General features: G+C 57.6%; 22 protein-coding genes. 14 read left to right on the top strand and 8 right to left on the bottom strand.

What is annotated here, in order from left to right; translation table 11 throughout:
• The first annotated feature begins 15 nt into the window (after positions 1-15).
• From cpaB to VGU61_RS12025, 12 genes are all read left to right on the top strand, one after another.
• Entirely contained in the window at positions 16-891 is an 876-nt protein-coding gene (gene cpaB, locus VGU61_RS12080) for a Flp pilus assembly protein CpaB (RefSeq protein WP_326859376.1), read from the top strand.
• Between the two features lie 56 nt (positions 892-947).
• The gene (locus tag VGU61_RS12075; RefSeq protein WP_326859402.1) at positions 948-2,483 is read left to right on the top strand and encodes a type II and III secretion system protein family protein; all 1,536 of its coding nucleotides are present in this window, start codon (positions 948-950) and stop codon (positions 2,481-2,483) included.
• 12 nt (positions 2,484-2,495) lie between these two features.
• Positions 2,496-2,768: a hypothetical protein gene (locus VGU61_RS12070; RefSeq protein WP_326859375.1), complete on the top strand. Its 273-nt coding sequence runs from the start codon at positions 2,496-2,498 to the stop codon at positions 2,766-2,768.
• Positions 2,769-2,931: 163 nt separating this feature from the next.
• Positions 2,932-3,159, top strand: coding sequence for a Flp family type IVb pilin (locus VGU61_RS12065; RefSeq protein ID WP_326859374.1), 228 nt, complete (start codon positions 2,932-2,934; stop codon positions 3,157-3,159).
• 152 nt (positions 3,160-3,311) lie between these two features.
• Positions 3,312-3,488 carry a Flp family type IVb pilin gene (locus VGU61_RS12060; protein ID WP_326859401.1) on the top strand — a complete coding sequence of 59 codons (177 nt, stop codon included), beginning with the start codon at positions 3,312-3,314 and terminating at the stop codon, positions 3,486-3,488.
• A gap of 60 nt (positions 3,489-3,548) precedes the next feature.
• Positions 3,549-4,895 (top strand): Tad domain-containing protein, encoded by a 1,347-nt coding sequence (locus VGU61_RS12055; RefSeq protein ID WP_326859373.1) that lies wholly within the window; start codon positions 3,549-3,551, stop codon positions 4,893-4,895.
• 8 nt (positions 4,896-4,903) lie between these two features.
• Positions 4,904-5,374, top strand: a complete 471-nt coding sequence (locus tag VGU61_RS12050) for a TadE/TadG family type IV pilus assembly protein (RefSeq protein WP_326859372.1) — start codon at positions 4,904-4,906, stop codon at positions 5,372-5,374.
• Between the two features lie 11 nt (positions 5,375-5,385).
• The gene (locus VGU61_RS12045) at positions 5,386-5,820 is read left to right on the top strand and encodes a TadE/TadG family type IV pilus assembly protein (RefSeq protein WP_414691630.1); all 435 of its coding nucleotides are present in this window, start codon (positions 5,386-5,388) and stop codon (positions 5,818-5,820) included.
• 19 nt (positions 5,821-5,839) lie between these two features.
• Positions 5,840-6,991, top strand: a complete 1,152-nt coding sequence (locus VGU61_RS12040; protein WP_326859370.1) for an AAA family ATPase — start codon at positions 5,840-5,842, stop codon at positions 6,989-6,991.
• 64 nt (positions 6,992-7,055) lie between these two features.
• Positions 7,056-8,402 carry a CpaF family protein gene (locus VGU61_RS12035; RefSeq protein ID WP_326859369.1) on the top strand — a complete coding sequence of 449 codons (1,347 nt, stop codon included), beginning with the start codon at positions 7,056-7,058 and terminating at the stop codon, positions 8,400-8,402.
• A 10-nt stretch (positions 8,403-8,412) separates the two neighbouring features.
• Positions 8,413-9,405 carry a type II secretion system F family protein gene (locus tag VGU61_RS12030; RefSeq protein ID WP_326859368.1) on the top strand — a complete coding sequence of 331 codons (993 nt, stop codon included), beginning with the start codon at positions 8,413-8,415 and terminating at the stop codon, positions 9,403-9,405.
• Between the two features lie 12 nt (positions 9,406-9,417).
• The gene (locus VGU61_RS12025) at positions 9,418-10,344 is read left to right on the top strand and encodes a type II secretion system F family protein (RefSeq protein ID WP_326859367.1); all 927 of its coding nucleotides are present in this window, start codon (positions 9,418-9,420) and stop codon (positions 10,342-10,344) included.
• A gap of 75 nt (positions 10,345-10,419) precedes the next feature.
• Here the strand turns inward: VGU61_RS12025 and VGU61_RS12020 are convergent, their stop codons facing one another.
• The 6 genes from VGU61_RS12020 to VGU61_RS11995 form a co-directional block, all read right to left on the bottom strand.
• Positions 10,420-11,166, bottom strand: a complete 747-nt coding sequence (locus VGU61_RS12020) for a response regulator transcription factor (RefSeq protein ID WP_326859366.1) — start codon at positions 11,164-11,166, stop codon at positions 10,420-10,422.
• Positions 11,167-11,182: 16 nt separating this feature from the next.
• A complete protein-coding gene (locus VGU61_RS12015; RefSeq protein WP_326859365.1) occupies positions 11,183-12,784 on the bottom strand; it encodes a sensor histidine kinase in 1,602 nt (533 codons plus the stop codon).
• Positions 12,785-13,253: 469 nt separating this feature from the next.
• Positions 13,254-14,123 (bottom strand): alpha/beta hydrolase, encoded by an 870-nt coding sequence (locus VGU61_RS12010; protein ID WP_326859364.1) that lies wholly within the window; start codon positions 14,121-14,123, stop codon positions 13,254-13,256.
• Positions 14,120-14,509: a hypothetical protein gene (locus tag VGU61_RS12005; RefSeq protein WP_326859363.1), complete on the bottom strand. Its 390-nt coding sequence runs from the start codon at positions 14,507-14,509 to the stop codon at positions 14,120-14,122. Before VGU61_RS12005 ends, VGU61_RS12010 begins: the two co-directional genes overlap by 4 nt.
• Positions 14,510-14,570: 61 nt before the next feature.
• Complete coding sequence (locus VGU61_RS12000; RefSeq protein WP_326859362.1) at positions 14,571-14,993, bottom strand: nuclear transport factor 2 family protein; 423 nt, start codon at positions 14,991-14,993, stop codon at positions 14,571-14,573.
• Between the two features lie 31 nt (positions 14,994-15,024).
• Positions 15,025-15,873, bottom strand: coding sequence for an NAD(P)-dependent oxidoreductase (locus tag VGU61_RS11995; protein ID WP_326859361.1), 849 nt, complete (start codon positions 15,871-15,873; stop codon positions 15,025-15,027).
• Between the two features lie 139 nt (positions 15,874-16,012).
• Between VGU61_RS11995 and VGU61_RS11990 the strand changes: the two genes are divergently transcribed.
• The gene (locus VGU61_RS11990) at positions 16,013-16,546 is read left to right on the top strand and encodes a PadR family transcriptional regulator (protein ID WP_326859360.1); all 534 of its coding nucleotides are present in this window, start codon (positions 16,013-16,015) and stop codon (positions 16,544-16,546) included.
• Between the two features lie 54 nt (positions 16,547-16,600).
• Entirely contained in the window at positions 16,601-17,221 is a 621-nt protein-coding gene (locus tag VGU61_RS11985; protein WP_326859359.1) for an LON peptidase substrate-binding domain-containing protein, read from the top strand.
• 52 nt (positions 17,222-17,273) lie between these two features.
• Here VGU61_RS11985 and VGU61_RS11980 read toward each other — a convergent pair whose 3' ends face one another.
• Both VGU61_RS11980 and VGU61_RS11975 read right to left on the bottom strand, forming a co-directional pair.
• Positions 17,274-18,020: a type 1 glutamine amidotransferase domain-containing protein gene (locus VGU61_RS11980; RefSeq protein ID WP_326859358.1), complete on the bottom strand. Its 747-nt coding sequence runs from the start codon at positions 18,018-18,020 to the stop codon at positions 17,274-17,276.
• 165 nt (positions 18,021-18,185) lie between these two features.
• Positions 18,186-18,731, bottom strand: a complete 546-nt coding sequence (locus VGU61_RS11975) for an SRPBCC family protein (protein ID WP_326859357.1) — start codon at positions 18,729-18,731, stop codon at positions 18,186-18,188.
• Between the last annotated feature and the right edge of the window lie 90 nt (positions 18,732-18,821).

Raw genomic sequence — 18,821 nt, 5'->3', positions numbered from 1 at the left:
AAATGAAGGTCTGATATGAAAAACGTTAAAGCAATCGGATTGATTTTCCTGGCGATGGTCATCGGACTGGTCGCCGCGGTATACGCGGCGGGATGGCTGTCAAAACAAGGCACGATCGCATCCAACAAAGTGGTGGTGGCAACGGTCGACATCGAACTCGGCAGCAAGATCACGCCGCAGATGCTGACCACGGTCGACTGGCCGAGCGGATCCATACCGGCGGGGACCTTCAAGGATGCGAAGGATCTGCACGATCGCGTCGTGAAGATGGGCGTATTGCGCGGCGAAGCGGTCCTGGACGGCAAGCTCGCGCCACCGGGCACCAAGGGCGGACTGTCGGCGGTCATCGCGGAGGGAAAGCGGGCAATGACGGTCAGGGTCAACGACGTGGTGGGCGTGGCTGGATTCGCGCTGCCCGGTAATTATGTGGACGTCATGGTCAACGCCCAGCAGGAAATTAGGCAGGGCGAAGAAAACCGCCAGATAAGCAAAACCGTGCTTGAGAACGTCCTCGTATTGGCGGTCGCCCAGGAAGCGGGGCGCGACGATACCAAGCCGAAGGTGGTCAGCGCGGTCACGCTTGAGCTGTCATTGAAAGACTCCGAGAAGCTGGATCTTGCGCGCAGTGTCGGCACCTTGTCGCTGGTCCTGCGCAACCAGGTGGACAAGCAGACCGTTGCCACGGCGGGCATCACCAAGCGCCAGCTTTTCGGCGAGAAGGAGCCGGAGCCCGCACCCGTCGCGATGGCGGTCGCCACTCCCGTGGCGGCACCCGTGGTCCAGCGTAGAAAGCCGGCGCCGCTCCCGGCACGGGATTGCGTCGAGGTCATCCAGAGCGGCACCCGGGTAATGCATTGCTTCGACAAAAACAAGTCAGCTGCAATTCAATAACAGAGACGGAGAGCATTTCAGTGGACAATAAAAACACCTACCTGTCGGCGGTACTCATGCTTGCACTCCAGGCGCCGATCCTCGCAGTGGCGCAGCCTGCAGGAACGGTGGCGCAAGCCGGCGACACGGCGACGCCGGCCCAGCCCCGGCCGGCAAGGAGGCCGGCTACCGGCCAGCCGCAGGGAGCGGCAGCCGGCCTCAAGCCCTGCACATCGGTGACGGTCGATCCGGCCACTGTCGTCACGCTCGGGAAATCAAGCGTCATCAAATTGAGTATGCCGGCGACACGAATGGTCGTGGGCGGCAATCCGTCAAACCGTGCCGGAAAGCCGGTCGATCAAGGCGGCGCGAACGCGGCAGGAGCACCCGCTGCAGGCGCAGGCCAGGTGGCTGCGCAAGCGGCAGTACCTCCGGCGGGCGCTGCCGCAGCTTCAGACGGCGTGGCGGATGTCGATATCACGTTGCTCAGTCCGACCGAATTGTTCTTCCTCGGGAAACGGTCAGGATCGATGAACGTGATCCTGCAGAATGCGGACGGACGTTGCGTCGTCAAGGACATTATCGTCACGATAGATCCGCAAACCCTGCAGGCAAAGCTGGCGGAACTGATGCCCGAGGAAACCGGCATCAAGATCAGGGGCGCGGAGAATGCGCTGGTGCTGACCGGCAAGGTGAGCGATTCGATCAAGCTCGACAGCATCATGAGCCTCGCCACGTCCTACGGCGACGGCAAGAAGGTGGTCAACCTGCTGCAGGTAACCAACCCGCAGCAAGTCATGCTGGAGGTAAAGATCGCCGAGATAAGCAAGACGCTGCTCGACAAGCTCGGATCGAGCGTCGGTTTGAACCGGACCGTGGGCGGTGGCGACAATGTCTATTCGGTGCTCTCCAACTTCCTGACCAATGGCGGCGGCTTCCTGGAACTGCTCAGGCGCGGCAGGACCTCGCTGGGAATCGATGGACAGAAGGATGACGGTCTTGTCAGGGTGCTTGCCGAGCCGAACGTGATGGCGATCAGCGGCCAGAATGCAAGCTTCCTGTCAGGCGGCAAGATCTTCATTCCCGTCGCACAGACCAACAACCTTGGCATTCCCACCATTACGCTGGAAGAAAAAGAGTTCGGCGTCGGCGTGAAATTCATGCCGACCGTGCTGGATGGAAGCCGTATCAACCTGAAGATGGTATCGGAGGTGTCGGACTTGTCGCAGACCGGATCGCCCTTTACCACGGTGAGCGGCGTGACATCGGTGCTGCCTTCGCTGACGGTGCGGCGGGCCGATACCACGGTGCAGCTCAACGATGGACAGAGTTTCGTCATCGCCGGACTGATCAAGAACAACGTCACCGAAACGATCAAGCGTTTCCCGGGGCTCGGCGAAGTGCCTGTCTTCGGCGCCCTGTTCCGCAGTTCGGAGTTTCAGAACGAGCAGTCGGAACTGCTTTTCGTGATCACGCCTCGCCTTGTGAAGCCCCTGGCGGAAGTACCACGGCTGCCTACCGACAATCATGTGGTGCCGACGCGTAGCGAAGTGTATTTCAACGGCGCGCTGGAAAGCGCCACCCCGGCATCTTCCTCTCCCGCTGATTATTGAAAAGGACATCTCATGGAAAAGCAGGCATTCGTACTAGGGCTCGTCCTGATTGCAGGCTGTGCATCGGTAACGCCGCACTACGACGCCCGCTTCGGCGACGCCGTGCGGCAGGCAAAAACGAACATGACGATCAACCCGGAAGCCGGAAAAAATCCGGATCCCGTTGCCGGCATGGATGGCAAGGCGGCAGCAGATGCGGTAGTTCTTTATCAGAAAACGTTCAAGGCGCCGCCGCCGGCAGTCAACGTCATCAATATCGGCGGCGGTGTTGGTAGTTCGAAGTAGTGGCGGTCTCGACTGGGCCGACCGAAATGATCCATGCAACGGATAACGAAATTTATCCACATGCATGGGGAATGTAAATGCAAGTTGCAAGATGAAGCAAGCAGTGCCCTGTAGTTTGTAGTTGTCGTACTCTTTTCCACATCCATTTCAAGAGGTAAATCAAATGAACCAGCTCCAACTCCAGCTCCAACTCCTCGATGCATTCAAAAATTCCATCCGGGCCTTTGCAAAGGAAGAGGAAGGTGCACAAGTCGTCGAATATGCGCTGATTATTGCGGTGGTCTCAATCGCACTTGTCATCGCGCTGCAAGCGCTCACTGCAGCTGGGGGCGGCTTTGCAACTTTCATTACCCGAGTCACCACCTGCCTAACTACCGCGGTCTGTGTATAGAGCGAGGTAACGGCAACGGAAAGGCGGTCGGTTCGTAACCGGTTTCCGGTCACATGATCGCCCGCCTGACCATGTTTTCAATTGAAACCGCAGAGCGCCGCAATCGGCCCGGCTGTAATGTTGATTGGCCCGACATTAAAAAGGAACGCATCATGCTCAGTCAATTTTTGAAGGAAGAAGACGGTGCGCAGGTCGTGGAATATGCATTGATCATCGCGGTTGTGTCGATCGGACTGGTGTTGGCGCTGCAGCCCCTCACGCTTGGCGGCAGTTTTGGCACTTTCATCGGCAGGGTAGCCACCTGCCTTACTACGGCAGTGTGCGTGTAGTCTGGTTATCCCCAACGGGTTTACATGGCTTTGAATACAGGACGATAAACAGGAGTTCGTATGCGCCGCATTGTCAGTCACCGATACCAGAACGGGGCAGTGATAGTGACTGTGTCGCTGGTGATGTTGTTCCTGCTCGGATTCATGGGAATTGCATTGGATTTCGGCCACCTGTTTATTGTGAAGACGGAGTTGCAGACAGCGATGGATAGTTGCGCGCTGGCGGCTGCACAGGAGCTTGATGGGATGGGCGGAGCGAACAACTCTATCGATCGGGCCAGACAGGCTGGTCGGACTGCCGGTAATCAGAACCGCGTAAATATTCAGTCGGTTACATGGGGCGGGCAGGGCGCTATCATCGACGCAGATATTACTTTCAGGGATAGCACATATAATCCAACAACTAATCCGGTCGCGGCGCGTTACGCCGAGTGCCAGCATACGCAAGCCAACATCCAGATGTGGCTATTGCACACCATGGCCGCATTCTCGGGACCTTCCCCTGCATACGCAAACACGCAAACCGTGATGGCGTCGGCTGTTGCTACTCGCGCTAGCGCACAGTCCACCTGTCCGGTTCCGATTGCGCTTAGACCCAAACCCGGCGGTACGTCGCCAAATTATGGATTTGCCGCTGGAGAGTGGGTTACGTTGTTAGGTCCTGCAAACGCGGCGATGGTGAGCAATATCGGATGGGCCAACCTAGACGGCTCGAACAACGCAGCCGAGACGGAAGCCGAGATGAACGGATTTTGCGGAACAACGGTCGGCGATACCCTCGGAACCCCCGGCGTCCAGGCTGGTGTAGCGGACGCATGGAATTCCCGCTTCGGTATATATAGGGGTAGTGCCGGTCCGGCCACCCAGTACCGGAATCCGGATTTTACTGGTTATTCATATACCGCGACCAACTGGCCAGCTCAAGCAAATGCGTTCAGTGATTTTGTTCTCAGACGGGCTCAGTATGCTTCCTGTGGTGGAAGTACCACCGCTTGTCAGACCATAACGGGTTTGAATTTAAATCCGGGCGGTTTCCAAAGGTTCGCGTCGGCGGGTTTGAACGGCGAGCACTTTCAATATGGGTCCAATCGCAGGATTGTTACAGTGCCAATCATCAATGCCGCCAACAACGTCATCAATTTCGCATGCATGCTCATGCTACAGCCAATTACCATTGGTGGTGGCGGTGGTAGTCCAGGCGGTGGTAGTCCAGGCGGTGGCGGTCCAGGCGGTGGTGGCCCGGGCGGTGGTGGCCCGGGCGGTGGTGGCCCGGGCGGGGGGGGTGGCGCGATCAACGACGTGCAGCTGGAATTTATAGGCAATGCCGGTGCGACTAACAGCCCATGTACGACCAGCGGATTAGCAGGCGGTACAGCCGGCCCGCTGGTGCCGGTCCTAGTCAGATGAGAACGAGCATGCGTACCAGACAGCGCGGTGCAGCCCTGATAGAGCTTGCACTCATCCTTCCGCTTCTCCTGCTGATGACGTTCATCACCACTGAATTCGGACGGGCGATGTACCAGTACAACACGATTACCAAGTCGGTACGGGACGCGGTCCGGTTTCTCACCGTGCAGACTCCAGGCACCGGTGCGCCAGAAGCAGAGAACCTGATCGTGTATGGCAGTACCGCCAACACCGGGACGCCGCTGGTGCTCGGCCTCACCGCGGCCAACGTGGCGGCCCCAGTATGGGAAACCGTAATTACGGGCTCACCAGGGGCGCCAGGTCCATTGATCAATATTGTGACCGTAACAGTCACGGGCTATTGTTTTCAGCCACTGTTCACCTCCGCCTTTGGCGTCAGCTTCGGCACGGCCGCCTGCGGCAACGGTGTTGGCATTCCCTACGGCGACATCACTGCAACCATGCGAACTCAGCTATGAACATGCACCGAATGCACAAAGTCTCATCCGGCTCGGCAACGATCGAATTCTCCCTGGCGTTGCTTATCTTCCTGACTTTTCTGCTTGGCATTACGGATTTTTCCCGCATGCTGTTCACTTGGAATGCAGCGAACGAAGCCACCCGTGCCGGTGCTCGCTTTGCGGTGGTGTGCGACGACAACACCGGCGACGATGCCCAGGTCCTGGCGAAGATGCAAGCGATGCTGCCCCAGATCGCCGACATCAACATGACGTGGGTACCTGCCGGTTGTACGTCTGCGGACTGCGAAGGCGTCACAGTGGAGATTGCCAATCTGAATTACCAATGGATATCGCCGATTGCGGGTCTGGTAGCAAGGGCCCCTATCCCGATGCCTACATTTTCGACGTTCCTGCCCCGGGAAATCATGCGCCAGGACCCGAACAGCAACGCCATCTGCATATAACGTTCAGGAGAGTCGATACATGAAAATCGCCATCATTTCCCCCAACAAGAACCACCTGCAGGAGATGGGTGGGGTACTTGAAGCACTCTCCCATTCTGTCGTGCGGGTCGACGGCGGGAAAAGCAAGATGCGCACTGTCGCCGAGCAGGAAGCGCCGGACTTAATGCTGGTGGAAGGCATGTGCTGCGATCCGGGCGAGCTGGAGCAGGTCGAATACATCACCATGCATTTTCCGAAAATTGCCGTCGTTCTTCTCTGCGCCACGCATACGCCCGAGTTCCTCATCAATTCGATGCGCGCGGGCGTGCGCGAGGTGCTGCCGTCGCCAGCGCCGTCCGGCGCGCTGGAGGGGGCGGTCGGCCGGGTTGCTGCCAAGCTCGCCGGCGGGCATGCGCGCAGCCCTGGAAAGATTTTTGCATTCATCCCCTGCAAGGGCGGAAGCGGTGCGACATTTCTGGCGACCAATCTCGGCTACCAGCTGGCCGAATCCAAAAGCGTTCTCCTGGTTGACCTCAACTTGCAGTTCGGTGATGCGTTATCGTTTGTGCATGACGGAACGCCGCCATCGACGTTGGCCGACGTAGCCCACGACATTCGCCGGCTCGATGCCACGTTCCTGGCGGCGAGCACGGTAAGGATAACGCCGAGTTTCAGCATATTGGCCGCGCCGGAGGACCCGTCACAGGCGATGGAAATCAAGCCCGAACATATCGATGCCATTCTCAGCCTGGCGGTAACGCAGTATGACTTCATCCTGCTGGATATCGGCCGCAGCCTGGATACGCTGTCGATCAGGGCGCTGGACCGGGCCTACCGGATCTTTCCGGTATTGCAGGCGGGCTTGCCGCATCTCCGGAACGCCAGCAAATTGCTTGCGGTGTGCAAGTCGCTCGGATATCCGGCAGAAAGGATTGAATTGATTGTCAATCGCTTCGAAAAGGGCAGTGAAATCAGCCTTGATGACATGCGGCGTACTCTTCAGGTAACACGTCTTCATGCCGTGCCGAATTCCTACAAGGACGTCAATACGGCCATCAACCATGGCAATCCGTTGATGGCGGCCTCGCGCTCGAATGCTGTCGCAAAAAACCTGGCCGAGTTTGCGTTGGTGCTCAATCCCAAGCCGGAGGAAAACCGCGGTTTGTTTAACCGCTTCTTTAAACGGGCTTAAGCATCTTCCATGCAGGGCGCACTTGCCAGCGTGAATCGGCAAGGCCATAAGGAGTATCAAAGACATGTCTTTTCGAGATAAATTAAATGCAAGCGCGATGCCGCTGCTTGAGCGCGAAGACGTTCGCGGAACCAGCGAAGCGTATAAGTTGATGAAAGGTCGCATCCATATCAAGCTGCTGGATAAATTTGATCTTGCGGCATTGGAAACCTTGGCGCCCGAAGTGCTTAGGCAGGAAATCTCGGCGATGGTCGAACGGCTGCTGGTGGATGAGCAGACAGCGATCAACGACATCGAACGCCGTTCCCTTATCCGCGATATCCAGCATGAGATGCTCGGATTCGGGCCGCTTGAGCTGCTGATGGCCGATCCGACGGTATCCGACATCCTGGTGAACTCCTACAAGAAAATTTACGTCGAGCGGAAGGGGCGTCTGGAACTGACCAGCGTGACCTTTACCGACGAAAAACATCTGCTTCGGATCATCGACAAGATCGTATCGCTGGTAGGCCGGCGCATCGACGAATCCAGCCCGATGGTCGATGCTAGGTTGCCCGACGGATCGCGGGTGAACGCTGTCATCCCGCCGGTCGCGTTGGATGGTCCGATGATGTCCATCCGCCGGTTCGCGCATATTCCGCTGCGGATGGAAAATCTGGTGTCCGAGCTGAAAAGCCTCACGCCGGAAATGGCGTTCATGCTGGAAGGTTTAAGCAAGGCCAAGGTAAACATACTTATATCCGGCGGCACGGGTGCCGGAAAGACGACGTTGCTAAACATCCTGTCCGGGTATATTCCGGCATCCGAGCGGGTCGTGACCATCGAAGACGCCGCCGAGCTTCAGATGCAGCAACCGCACGTGGTGCGCATGGAAACACGGCCGATGAATATCGAAGGGAAGGGCGAGATCACGCAACGCGCACTGGTGCGCAATGCGCTTCGGATGCGCCCCGACCGGATCGTCATTGGCGAGGTACGAGGTGCGGAAGCGGTCGATATGCTGCAGGCGATGAATACCGGCCATGAAGGATCGCTCACGACCATCCACGCCAATACCCCGCGTGACGCGTTGTCGAGGCTGGAGAACATGATCGGTATGGCCAATCTGAATCTGCCGCACAAGGCTGCCAGGCAGCAGATCGCTTCCGCCATCACGGTCGTGATCCAGGGTCTCAGGCTGATCGACGGCAAGCGCAAAATCACCAGTATCCAGGAGATCACCGGGATGGAAGGCGACGTCATAACGATGCAGGAGATATTCGCATTCAAGCAGACAGGCATTGGCGAGGAAGGCAATGTACAAGGATACTTCCATGCAACCGGTGTCCGGCCGAAGTTCGCCGATCGACTTCGTTCGTTTGGGGTGATGCTGCCGGACGCGATGTTTGACCCCACAAAACATTATCAATAGGGGCGACGACATGCTTGAAGCCATTGGAAGTCAATCTTTTCTAATCATATCAGTAATGGTGTTTCTTGCGGTGATGTTGCTGTTGCAAGGCTTTTACCTGTTCTGGAAATCGTACAAGGGCGCCGCGGCGAAAAAAATTGGCGAAAGGTTACAGGCGCTATCCGCGTCACGCGACAGAAGCAAACAGGCGCAGCTTTTAAAACAGCGGATGCTGAGCGAGGTACCCAAGATCGAGCGCCTGTTGCTTCGTCTACCAAGAGCTCATTCGCTCGACAGGCTTGTGTTTCAGTCGGGCTTGAAGTGGACTGTGTCACGACTTTTGCTTTCCTGCGCCGCATTGGGGTTCACCAGTTACGGCGTGATCACCGTATTCGCCCACCAGTCTCTGTTTATCGGCGCCCTTGTTGGCGCCGCAATGGCTGCCATGCCCATGTTTTATGTGCTTTACAAGCGCAACCGCCGACTGAATACGATCCAGTATCAATTGCCGGATACGCTCGACCTCATCACCAGGGCACTACGTTCAGGCCACGCATTTTCATCCGGGCTGCAAATGGTCGGAGAGGAGATGCCGGACCCGATCGGTAACGAGTTCCGCATCGTAAGCGACGAGGTGAATTATGGCGTGTCGTTGCAGCAGGCACTGATGAATCTGAGCGAGCGCCTGCCCATCACCGACCTGCGCTACTTTGTCGTGGCTGTTTTGATCCAGCGCGACTCCGGCGGCAACCTGACCGAGGTGCTCGGGAATCTTAGCCGCCTGATCCGAGAACGGCTGAAGCTCTTTTCCAAGATCAAAGTGTTGTCATCGGAAGGTCGATTGTCAGCCTGGATTCTTGGCTTGATGCCGTTTGCATTGGCGGCAGTGATGAACCTGGTGAATTCCGGTTTCATGTCACCGCTGTGGACGGATCCAATCGGCATTGCCATCATCAAGTACATGCTGATTCTGATGGCTTTCGGCGTCCTGATTCTGCGAAAAATTATCAAAATCCGCGTTTAAGGATCCATTACCATGAATATCCTCATACTTTCCGCGCTCATCTTCCTTTCTGTAACCTTGGCAATATGGGGTTTGCTTGTTCTGATGGTCCCGACGAAAACCCAGAAACGCATGCAAAATGTATTTTTTCCCGCACATAAGGGGAGTGAAGCGCATTGGGCCGAAACTGTGGTTTCCGTTGTTGGTCCATTCGCGAAACTGTCCACGCCCAGCGGCGATTGGGAAACATCGCCGTTGCGAATCAAGCTGCTGCGGGCGGGATTACGCCATGATGACGCACGGCTTGTGTATTTTGGTGCAAAAACCCTGCTGCCCATACTGCTGGCCGGCATCGCATTTTTTTTTCTGCAGATAGTAAGTCAGGCGGATGGGCTGATGCTCATCTTCTTTCTGGTGCTAGCCGCGTTAGTTGGCTGCTATCTGCCCAATGTGGTGCTTTACTGGAAAGTAAGGAGCCGCAAACGGGAAATCTTTGAAAACTTTGCGGACGCCGCAGACCTTATGCTGGTGTGCGTGGAAGCTGGCCTCGGATTGGACGCCGGGCTGACCAAGGTCGCCGAGGAAATGAAGGTGACGAGCGTCGCGCTTGCAGAAGAACTTCACCTGACCAATCTCGAGATGCGCGCCGGCGGAACGCGTGAACAGTCTTTGCGCAACCTTGCCACGCGAACCGGCGTCGAGGAGATCGGTACGTTCGCAATCATGCTGACCCAGGCGGATCGATTCGGAACCAGTATCGGTGAATCGCTACGGGTTTTCTCCGACGATCTTCGGCATAAAAGGCAGAGCCGCGCAGAAGAGATGGCATCCAAGGTGCCGACGAAAATGTTGTTTCCACTCGTGGTTTGCGTCTTTCCTTCAATCATCATGGTGATCATGGGTCCTGCGGCAATTCAAGTCATTCGAACCATACTTCCGATGTTAAATGGCCGTCTTTGAATGTGGCTCGCCCAAATACGATCAGCGAGAGAAACACGGCGTGACGTGAACGTGGCATGCCATTTCATATGAATGCTACGTTGTCTTGCAAGGCCTTATAAACGCATGCAGCCGTACCGTGCCCTTCGGAACCGGATCCTCCTGCGGATCGGCGAGCTTGTGGTTGACTGCATAAAGGTAGAGTTCAAGGCGATTGATCACGTCCAGCTTGTGATAGATGGAGGTGAGGTGGTTGCGCAGCGTATGCTCGGATATGAACAGCCCTTGCGCAATGACCTTGTTGGTGGCGCTGCTGTCCGCAACGATGGCGCGGATGATGTTGCGCTCGCGTGCCGTGAGACTTGCCTTTCGTTCCGCTTCCGGGTCCGGCTTCTTCGGCGTTTTGGCACCCAGCATCTCGCTGAACACACGACTGAGCGAGCCATGGTCCAGCCAGAGTTCCCCTTGATGGGTCTTTTCAATGGCCTTCAGCAGCTGATCGGCGGAGGCGTCCTTCATCAGCACACCCCTCGCGCCGTGCAGGACTGCCTTATCGTGCTTCTCCCGTTCCCGTTCGCCGGTGAGGACCAGTACCCGCGACACCGAGTTGGATAACAGTGCGGGAAGGATATCGAGCGAACTGGTGCCGCCCATGTCCAGGTCCAGCAGAATGACATCCGGGACAAGTTGCCCGGCCTTGGTAACCGCTTCATCGCAGCTTCGGGCCGTGCCTACGACTTCCATCTTCGGACTTTCTCCTTCAACCAGTTTTTGCAAGCCCCACAACATCGTCTGGTGGTCGTCGACAAGCAATACACGGATTCCATTGTGCGCGAGTGTCATTTAGTCGCTCTCTCAGTTAGGTAGGTATTTCGATGTCTACTACGGTATTCCCGTCCGGGTCGTTGATAACGGCAACGTTGCCGCCCAGCGCGGCAACCCGCTCCGAGATCGATTTCGGAACGAACCGGGCTGCTTTCTCGCCGCCGCTTTCGTTTTCAATCCGGATTCTGAGCCGGCCGCTCATGCATTGAAGTTTCACCGCGCCTTTCTGGGCAACGGTGTGCTTGCATATATTGCTCAACCCTTCGCGTACAAGCTGCAAAACCTCTGCCATCAGGCGATCGTTCATATGCAGATCACCATCCATGCCAATGTCGATCTTGATGCCGTAAAACTTCATGATGTGAGCCGCATGCCGGCGCAGCGCAGCCAGAAGTGCCGGCTCGGCCTCGTTCATGTCCTTCCGGATTGCGCCGGCGTAGTGCCTTAAGTCGCCAATGACCTGTGCCGCCATGGCCATCAGCCTTTCCAGGTCGACGTTCAAGGGATTGTCTTCGGACGCTTTTTTTCGGACCGCGCTCAGTGCAAGCTTCAGACCGATATACGGTTGCAGCGCTGTATCGTGGAGGTCCATCGCCATTCTTCGGCGTTCCAGCGATGCTGCCTCCGATGCCATCCTGTCGAGGAGATCGATGTTCTCGATCATGGGAAATGCCTGGGCAACGATATGGGCAAGAAACAGCGCATCGGATTTTCCGAGCGAGGACTTCGATGAGGCGACGAAGATACGGCCTTCCTCTGTCCTCATCGACAGCGGCGCGCTGATAAAGGATCGTGCTTCCAGGAGTTCCGCCAGGCTGTCGGCGGCCTTGTCCGGGTGATGGACCCAGGTGTTTGTCCCGCTGTCACACGCCAGGTAACCGATCGGCGTGTCTGATATTTTCCAGCGCCGGAGCGCATGGACCAGAATATGCTCCCGGGAGAACGCCTTAAACGGTGCCGCCGCGTCCGCGTTGATCGGGCTGGCGCTGACCGATGTCCTGGGCTTGGTTTTCTTTATTGACCGCAAGGTGTGACTTCCGGTCTCCTTATCGCGCATGATGACGATGCAGCAGTCGGCCTTGAAGAATTTTTGCGTCTTTTCGAGGACGGATGTGATGGTGTTGTCCACCCCAAAGCGTGGATTCGACAACTGGCTCACGTCGCGCAGCATAGCCAGCCGGCGCTTGAGACGCACTTTCGATTCCCCCCAGTGCGCGCTCAGATATCCGAGCGAGAGAAGAAAGATCGTGCGCAGCAACAATCGTGTCAACTCGTTCTCGGTTTCCAGCAGCAAACCGGTGGCGGTGAACAATGAAGTGGAAGCAAGCGTAACGCGTGCGCCTTCTTCCAGTCCCCAGCGAAAGGAAGAAGTAAGGATCGCAAAAAAGAAGAGGAGGAAATAAAAACTATTGATGCCGCCGGTGAACAGGATAATCAGAGCGAACCAGAAAACATCCAGCCAGTGTATGGCTTTGCCATAGAAAGCGGGTTTCTTTAGTGTCGTGCAGACGTAGATGACGACGCTATAACCGACATAACAAATAAAGACGCTTAGTGTGACCGTGTCGATTGCGCCGAGCGCTTCCGGATCGACGAAGATTGCCAGCAATCCCGACACTGCCAGAAGCAAGCGCATTCGGCCAATCAGCAATGCGTCGGTGGCGTCTTCGGATACTCCAGAATAAACCTCATGATGAGGGCCAGCTAGCGTGCAAGATTCCTGATCTTGCGCCCGACTATTGAGCATGGTGCTTCCCTCGATTCTTTTTACGTGAAACAACGACTTTCACTATGGGATTGCTACGTTGCTCGAATAAACAAAAAATAAATTATTTGTAATGCAACTTCTACATAAATCAAAGTGCATATCACTAAATTGGGTAAACGCCAGTGTATGGTTAGACGTATGTACCTCTTTGTCTCACATCAAAATGTCATGAGAACCGCAGCCCAAAACAGTGCAGCTCTGGAGCAGCCGGACGGTTGAACGACGTAACTAATGTGATCCGGAAATTGAAATGGCCTGCGACGTACGAAAGTGGAAGGCCCAGGATAGGAAGGATGTGTGCTACTGGTCTGAATTGAAAAACCGGCGTGCTTCCAATTCATTCCGCAAGAAAACTTAGCAATGCCCGGTTCACCTCATGCGGCGCTTCATTCTGAACCCAGTGTGCAACATCGCGAATCCGGTGTATGCGCACGCGCGGCGCAAATTCATCCAGTCTTTCCAGCAATTCCGTTCCCAATGCGGGATCGCGTTCGCCCCAGATTACCAGCGTCGTTGCTTGCGTCCGCACCTTGCGTGCCAGTGCGAATCCGCTGCCGATGTTGGCCCGATAATAGTTGAGGCTGGCTGTGAGCGCACCCGGTCGCGCCATCGATGCGACATACTCTTCGATAGCGTCGGCGGAGTAAGTGTCCTTTCGGACGGGAGTGTGAGTGAAGATTCTCCGCAGCAACATGAAGTTGCGTGCCGCCAGGGCGCGTTCCGGAAGCAATGGCAACTGAAAAAAGCCGATATACGAACTGCGCAGCATCTGGGGCGGTCGCCGTACCTTCTCCAGGAAGCGTTGCATATGCGGCGCGTTGAGAATCACGAGCTTGTCCAGCATTTCCGGGTATTCGCCGGCGAAGGTCCAGGCGATGATGCCGCCCCAGTCATGGCCGACGATATGCGCGCGCGGATGGCCGGTATGACGCACCAGCGCGGCGAGGTCATTGACCAGATGCCGCAGATGATAGAGCTCGCGCCCGGCGGGCCGGTCGGACAGGTTGTAACCGCGCAGATCGGGCGCCAGGACGGAGAATCCGGCGGCGGCGAGAGGACCGATCTGGTGTCGCCATGAGGTCCAGTTCTCGGGAAAACCATGCAGCAGGATGACAGGCGGTCCCTCACCGGCGCGCGCCACATGCAGTTCCACGCCGGCAGCCCGGACCTGTTCATGGCGCACGCCGATATCGCCGGTTGCCGTCATGCCTGCCCGATGAATGTGCTGCCGGCCACGATGCCTGCGCCGGCGACGAGGAACATCCACCATGCAGGATGACGCCTGCCTGCCGTCACGACGATCACCGCGCCACTGAGAGCGACGGTGGCGCCGATGAGCATGCCGACCAGTCGCGGCGTGGCGACCGTGCCGGCAAGCAGGGCAACGACCGCCGCAAATCCCCACCATGCGAGACTGGTCAGGTGCCACGCGAACTGCAGGACTTGCTCGGTATAGCGGCGGTCGCCATGAAGCAGAGGCAGGTCGGGCAATGCAAACAGCCGATTGAAGACAACGCGCTCACCGAGATAGGAGTGAGCGCAGCCGATAAAAACAAGGATGGCGGCGGAACAGAGAAGCAGGGTGGGCATCATGTCGGACTCGCTGCAAGTAAGGGGCTGAAGAAGGGAATGAACCGGTGGCTCGGCACCCGGCTTATTTCGATGCCTTCGCCGCCTTCAGATAGGCTCCCAGTTTTTCCGACATCTGTTCGCCCAATGCAGCCAGTCCGCTGCCGGGGCGCACCATCACTTCGAAATCCGTGATCAGGCCATCGTCATTGAATCGGATGAGGTCGATACCTTTCACATCGCGCGTGCCGACACGGGCGCTGAATTCGAGCGCGACGTTATGCTGGTCGGCGCTGAATTGCCGGTGGTAGCGAAAATCCTCGAAGACGGTGAGCACCGTCCGCAGCGCGGTCGCGAGCGTGTCGCCGCCGGCATACGGATGAAATGCCATCGGCGACCGGAATACGGCGTCCGGATGAATGATCTCGTTCAGCGACCGCATGTCGGCGATCGATACCATGTGGTGCCACTTGTCGAGCGATGCTTGTACCGCCGGTGCGAGTTGCATCTTGATCTCCTTGGAAATGAATGGGCAATTTTCAGGCGGAAGGCAGCATGCCCGGCAAGGCTTCGATGAAGAAATCGGCCTGCAGTTTCGCGCCAGGCTGCACATCGTATTGCGCGAAGTCACGCGTGCCGGCTGCCAGCAGCACCTCGTCGTCGATGAAGAATTTGCCGGTGCAGCGCTTGGCCGGCTGCGACAGGATCCAGTGCGCCGCATCCGCCATGATCTCCGGCTTGCGGGATGCATTCATCATGTCCTGTCCGCCGATCTCGTTGGCAACGGCGGCGGTGGCGATCGCGGTACGCGGCCATAGCGAATTGGCGGCCACGCCCTGTTCGCGGAACTCGGCTGCGAAGGCGAGGGTGAAGAGGCTCATGGTGTACTTCGCGATCGTGTAGGGCGGCCATGCCTTGAACCATTTCGCGTCCTGCACCAGCGGCGGCGAAAGCGTGAGGATGTGCGGGTTTTCGGCTTTAAGCAGGTATGGAAGGCACGCCTGCGCGCAGACAAAGGTGCCGCGGCCGTTGACGCCGTGCATCAGGTCATAGCGGTTGACCGGCGTGTCGAGCGTGCCGGTGAGACGGATCGCGCTGGCGTTGTTGATCAGAATGTCGATGCCGCCGAAGGCAGCCGCCGTTTCCGCCACCGCCTCGGCAACCCGTTTCTCATCTCGAATGTCGACCACCAGCGGCAGTGCCTTGCCGCCGGCTTCTTCGATCGCCGCGGCGGCAGTGTAGATCGTGCCTTCGAGACGCGGGTTCGGTTCGGCGGTCTTGGCGGCGATTGCGACGTTGGCGCCGTCGCGGGCGGCGCGCAGTGCGATCGCCAGGCCGATGCCGCGGCTGCCGCCGGAAATGAACAGGGTTTTTCCTTTGAGGCTCATCTGAAGCTCCTTGGTTGGTTTCGAGTCATATGCAAGAATTTGCATATTCATGCAGCGTGGGTGAAAAGTCAAGCAGTACGCTTCGTCCGCAGAATCTTTTACTATTCCATCCGTCGACCCAACAGGAAATCATTTCAACATGGCACTCTCCCACGCGATCCTCGTCTCCCTGCTGGAGCAGCCGATGACCGGCTACGACCTCGCGAAACAATTCGATATTTCAATTGGCCATTTCTGGCGCGCCACCCATCAGCAGATCTACCAGGAGCTGGCCAGGCTCGATGCCCAGGGAAGCATCAGGCCGACCGTGGTGGAGCAGCAGGCGAGGCCGAACCGCATCCTCTACAGCGTTACCGAGGCCGGACGACGGCACCTGCTGGACTGGGCCGTGGTACCGTCCGCGCCGGGCCAGATCAAGGAAGATCTGCTGGTGAAATGCTGTGCGCTCGGCGTCGTTCCCCGCGAGGCCCTGCATGCGCAGATCGTCGAGCGGCGCAATGCTCACAGGGCCAAGCTCGACCTTTTTCTGAAAATAAAAGAGCGCGTGTTTCCCGATCCCGACCGCCTGCACGATGCCGCGCTCGGCAGGTACCTGAGCCTGGCCGCCGGCATCGTCTATGAGCGAGGATGGGTGAAATGGTGCGATGAAAGTCTCAAGCTGCTTGCTCCATAGAGGCAATCAAACAGGGCAGCCTGCAAGCATCATCTCTTCATGTCATCATGACGCATGGCCGATCAATCCATACCCCTGTTTCCGCTCAATACCGTACTCTTCCCAGGCGGCTTGCTGCCGCTGCAGATCTTCGAAGTCCGGTATCTCGACATGGTCAACAAATGCATCGCCAACGGCACGCTGTTCGGCGTGGTGCTGCTCACGCATGGGCATGAAGTGCGGCGGCCCGATGTGGAGGAAAACATCGCGCCCGTCGGCACGCTGGCTTCGATCACCGAGTGGCATGCGCCCCAGACCGGTTTGCTGCAGATCCGATGCACGGGCACGACGCGCTTTCGCATCGATGCGAGCGAACGATTGAAACATGGACTATGGGTGGCGTCGGTCACGCTGCTGGACAATGACCGGGTCGTCGCGGTGCCGGAGGAATTGAAGAATACCGCGACTGCATTGGACAACCTGCTGACGTCGCTGCGCAACGAGGGTGTTCCGGCGGATGAAATGCCGGTCGTACCTCCCTACCGGCTGGACGAATGCGGCTGGGTCGCCAACCGCTGGTGCGAATTGCTGCCGATACCGGCGCCGCAGAAGCAGCGCCTTCTCAGTCTCGACAATCCCGTGCTGCGCCTGGAACTGGTGCAGGACATCCTCGGCGAGCAGGGATTGCTCACCTGACCCGCCTTATGGCCTTGCCGGAGAACGGGTCGAAACCCGTCCCCGAATGCCGTCAGAGCCGCTGCGGCGCGCCGCGGTGCGATTCTGCACCGGCTGCATGCGGCATGGAGATGCCCGATTCGTTCCGCAGGCGTTCCAGCACCGCTCTTGCCGCCGCTTCCGAGGATGCCGGATTCTGGCCGGTGATCAGGTTGCCGTCTTCGACAATGTACTCCGACCAATCCGCACCTTTCGAGTATTGGCCGCCGTTCTGCTTCAGCACGTCCTCGACCAGGAAAGGTACGACGTTGGTCAGCTGCGCGGCTTCTTCCTCGGTGTTGGAAAAGCCCGTTACGCGCTTGCCGTCGACCAGCGGCTTGCCGTCATTGCGATGCGCATTCTTGAATACGGCCGGGCCATGGCATACCGCCGCGACCGGTTTGTCCTGGTTGTAGATCGTTTCGATGACGAGGATGGAATCGCGGTTGTCGGCCAGATCCCAGAGCGGGCCATGCCCGCCGGGATAGAACACGCCATCGTAGACATCCGGATGAATGGACGAGAGCGGCAGGGTATTGGCCAGTGCCTCCTGCGCCTCGGGATCCTGCTTGAAGCGCTTGATCGCTTCGGTTTGCGACGAAGGGTCATCGCTCTTCGGATCGAGAGGTACCTGGCCGCCCTTGGGCGACACCAGCGTGACCTCCGCGCCGGCATCCTTGAACAGGAAATAGGGAGCGGCGAATTCCTCCAGCCACAGGCCGGTCTTCTTGCCGGTGTCGCCGAGCTGGTCGTGCGACGTCATTACCATCAAAATATTCATGCTGCTGCCTTCTAGGAAAATGAGGAAAAAGCGAGAAGGTGACGATACCGTTGCGTCGCCTTGTTCATGCATGCAAGGGAGCAAATGGAATCCGGTCGTGCTGCCGCGCGGGCCGGCACAACCGGACAGGCGAATGGAGGCATCGCCTCCAATGCCGGAGCAGGATCAGTGCTGTGCGACGGAGCCGCGCCAGGCGCCTGTCTCCTTGCCGCGAGCTTCGACCAGTTCCTTGAACTTCTGCAGATTGCCGCGCAGTTCCATGCGGACGGCGCCGATGGCGTCACCGACCTGCTCGGCGATGTTTTCCGGTTCATAGTCCATCTGCAGCGTGATGCGCGATGCGGTATCGGAAATGCGATGGAAGGTCGCGACGCCGGCATTCTTCACGCCGGTGGTGCTGCGCCATGCGATACGCTCGTCAGGAATCTGCTCGGTGATCTCGGAATCCCATTCCTTTTCTTCGCCGGCGACGTTGGCACGCCAGTGCAAACGTGTATCCGTCAGTTGCCGAATCTCCTTCACGCTGGTCATGAATTGCGGGAACTCTTCAAATTGCGTGAATTGATTGTAGGCAGTGCTAACCGGCACATTGAGTTCGATCGATTCGATCACGGATGACGATAAGCCGGATGCGTTACGGTTCTTCTTGAGCGTCTTCGACAAGAGGAAACCGCCTACAGCAAGCGCGGCAACGCTAACAAATCTATTCATGTAGTTCTCCTTGGTATAAGTGCTGGTTAAACAAGCTGAAACAAGCTGAATGTTTCGGTACATCACCACCATTTTGTTATTGCCAAAAAC

This window comes from Noviherbaspirillum sp., assembly GCF_035944575.1.
In the GTDB taxonomy this organism is placed as follows: domain Bacteria; phylum Pseudomonadota; class Gammaproteobacteria; order Burkholderiales; family Burkholderiaceae_D; genus Noviherbaspirillum.
The sequence above is the reverse complement of the archived record's forward strand: the minus strand, read 5'-3'. Positions and strand labels throughout refer to the sequence as shown.

Excerpts from the sequence above, each read along its gene's own strand:
- cpaB (WP_326859376.1), top strand. The coding sequence starts at position 16 with ATGAAAAACGTTAAAGCAATCGGATTGATTTTCCTGGCGATGGTCATC.
- VGU61_RS12075 (WP_326859402.1), top strand. The coding sequence starts at position 948 with ATGCTTGCACTCCAGGCGCCGATCCTCGCAGTGGCGCAGCCTGCAGGA.
- VGU61_RS12070 (WP_326859375.1), top strand. The coding sequence starts at position 2,496 with ATGGAAAAGCAGGCATTCGTACTAGGGCTCGTCCTGATTGCAGGCTGT.
- VGU61_RS12065 (WP_326859374.1), top strand. The coding sequence starts at position 2,932 with ATGAACCAGCTCCAACTCCAGCTCCAACTCCTCGATGCATTCAAAAAT.
- VGU61_RS12060 (WP_326859401.1), top strand. The coding sequence starts at position 3,312 with ATGCTCAGTCAATTTTTGAAGGAAGAAGACGGTGCGCAGGTCGTGGAA.
- VGU61_RS12055 (WP_326859373.1), top strand. The coding sequence starts at position 3,549 with ATGCGCCGCATTGTCAGTCACCGATACCAGAACGGGGCAGTGATAGTG.
- VGU61_RS12050 (WP_326859372.1), top strand. The coding sequence starts at position 4,904 with ATGCGTACCAGACAGCGCGGTGCAGCCCTGATAGAGCTTGCACTCATC.
- VGU61_RS12045 (WP_414691630.1), top strand. The coding sequence starts at position 5,386 with ATGCACAAAGTCTCATCCGGCTCGGCAACGATCGAATTCTCCCTGGCG.
- VGU61_RS12040 (WP_326859370.1), top strand. The coding sequence starts at position 5,840 with ATGAAAATCGCCATCATTTCCCCCAACAAGAACCACCTGCAGGAGATG.
- VGU61_RS12035 (WP_326859369.1), top strand. The coding sequence starts at position 7,056 with ATGTCTTTTCGAGATAAATTAAATGCAAGCGCGATGCCGCTGCTTGAG.
- VGU61_RS12030 (WP_326859368.1), top strand. The coding sequence starts at position 8,413 with ATGCTTGAAGCCATTGGAAGTCAATCTTTTCTAATCATATCAGTAATG.
- VGU61_RS12025 (WP_326859367.1), top strand. The coding sequence starts at position 9,418 with ATGAATATCCTCATACTTTCCGCGCTCATCTTCCTTTCTGTAACCTTG.
- VGU61_RS12020 (WP_326859366.1), bottom strand. The coding sequence starts at position 11,166 with ATGACACTCGCGCACAATGGAATCCGTGTATTGCTTGTCGACGACCAC.
- VGU61_RS12015 (WP_326859365.1), bottom strand. The coding sequence starts at position 12,784 with ATGCGCTTGCTTCTGGCAGTGTCGGGATTGCTGGCAATCTTCGTCGAT.
- VGU61_RS12010 (WP_326859364.1), bottom strand. The coding sequence starts at position 14,123 with ATGACGGCAACCGGCGATATCGGCGTGCGCCATGAACAGGTCCGGGCT.
- VGU61_RS12005 (WP_326859363.1), bottom strand. The coding sequence starts at position 14,509 with ATGATGCCCACCCTGCTTCTCTGTTCCGCCGCCATCCTTGTTTTTATC.
- VGU61_RS12000 (WP_326859362.1), bottom strand. The coding sequence starts at position 14,993 with ATGCAACTCGCACCGGCGGTACAAGCATCGCTCGACAAGTGGCACCAC.
- VGU61_RS11995 (WP_326859361.1), bottom strand. The coding sequence starts at position 15,873 with ATGAGCCTCAAAGGAAAAACCCTGTTCATTTCCGGCGGCAGCCGCGGC.
- VGU61_RS11990 (WP_326859360.1), top strand. The coding sequence starts at position 16,013 with ATGGCACTCTCCCACGCGATCCTCGTCTCCCTGCTGGAGCAGCCGATG.
- VGU61_RS11985 (WP_326859359.1), top strand. The coding sequence starts at position 16,601 with ATGGCCGATCAATCCATACCCCTGTTTCCGCTCAATACCGTACTCTTC.
- VGU61_RS11980 (WP_326859358.1), bottom strand. The coding sequence starts at position 18,020 with ATGAATATTTTGATGGTAATGACGTCGCACGACCAGCTCGGCGACACC.
- VGU61_RS11975 (WP_326859357.1), bottom strand. The coding sequence starts at position 18,731 with ATGAATAGATTTGTTAGCGTTGCCGCGCTTGCTGTAGGCGGTTTCCTC.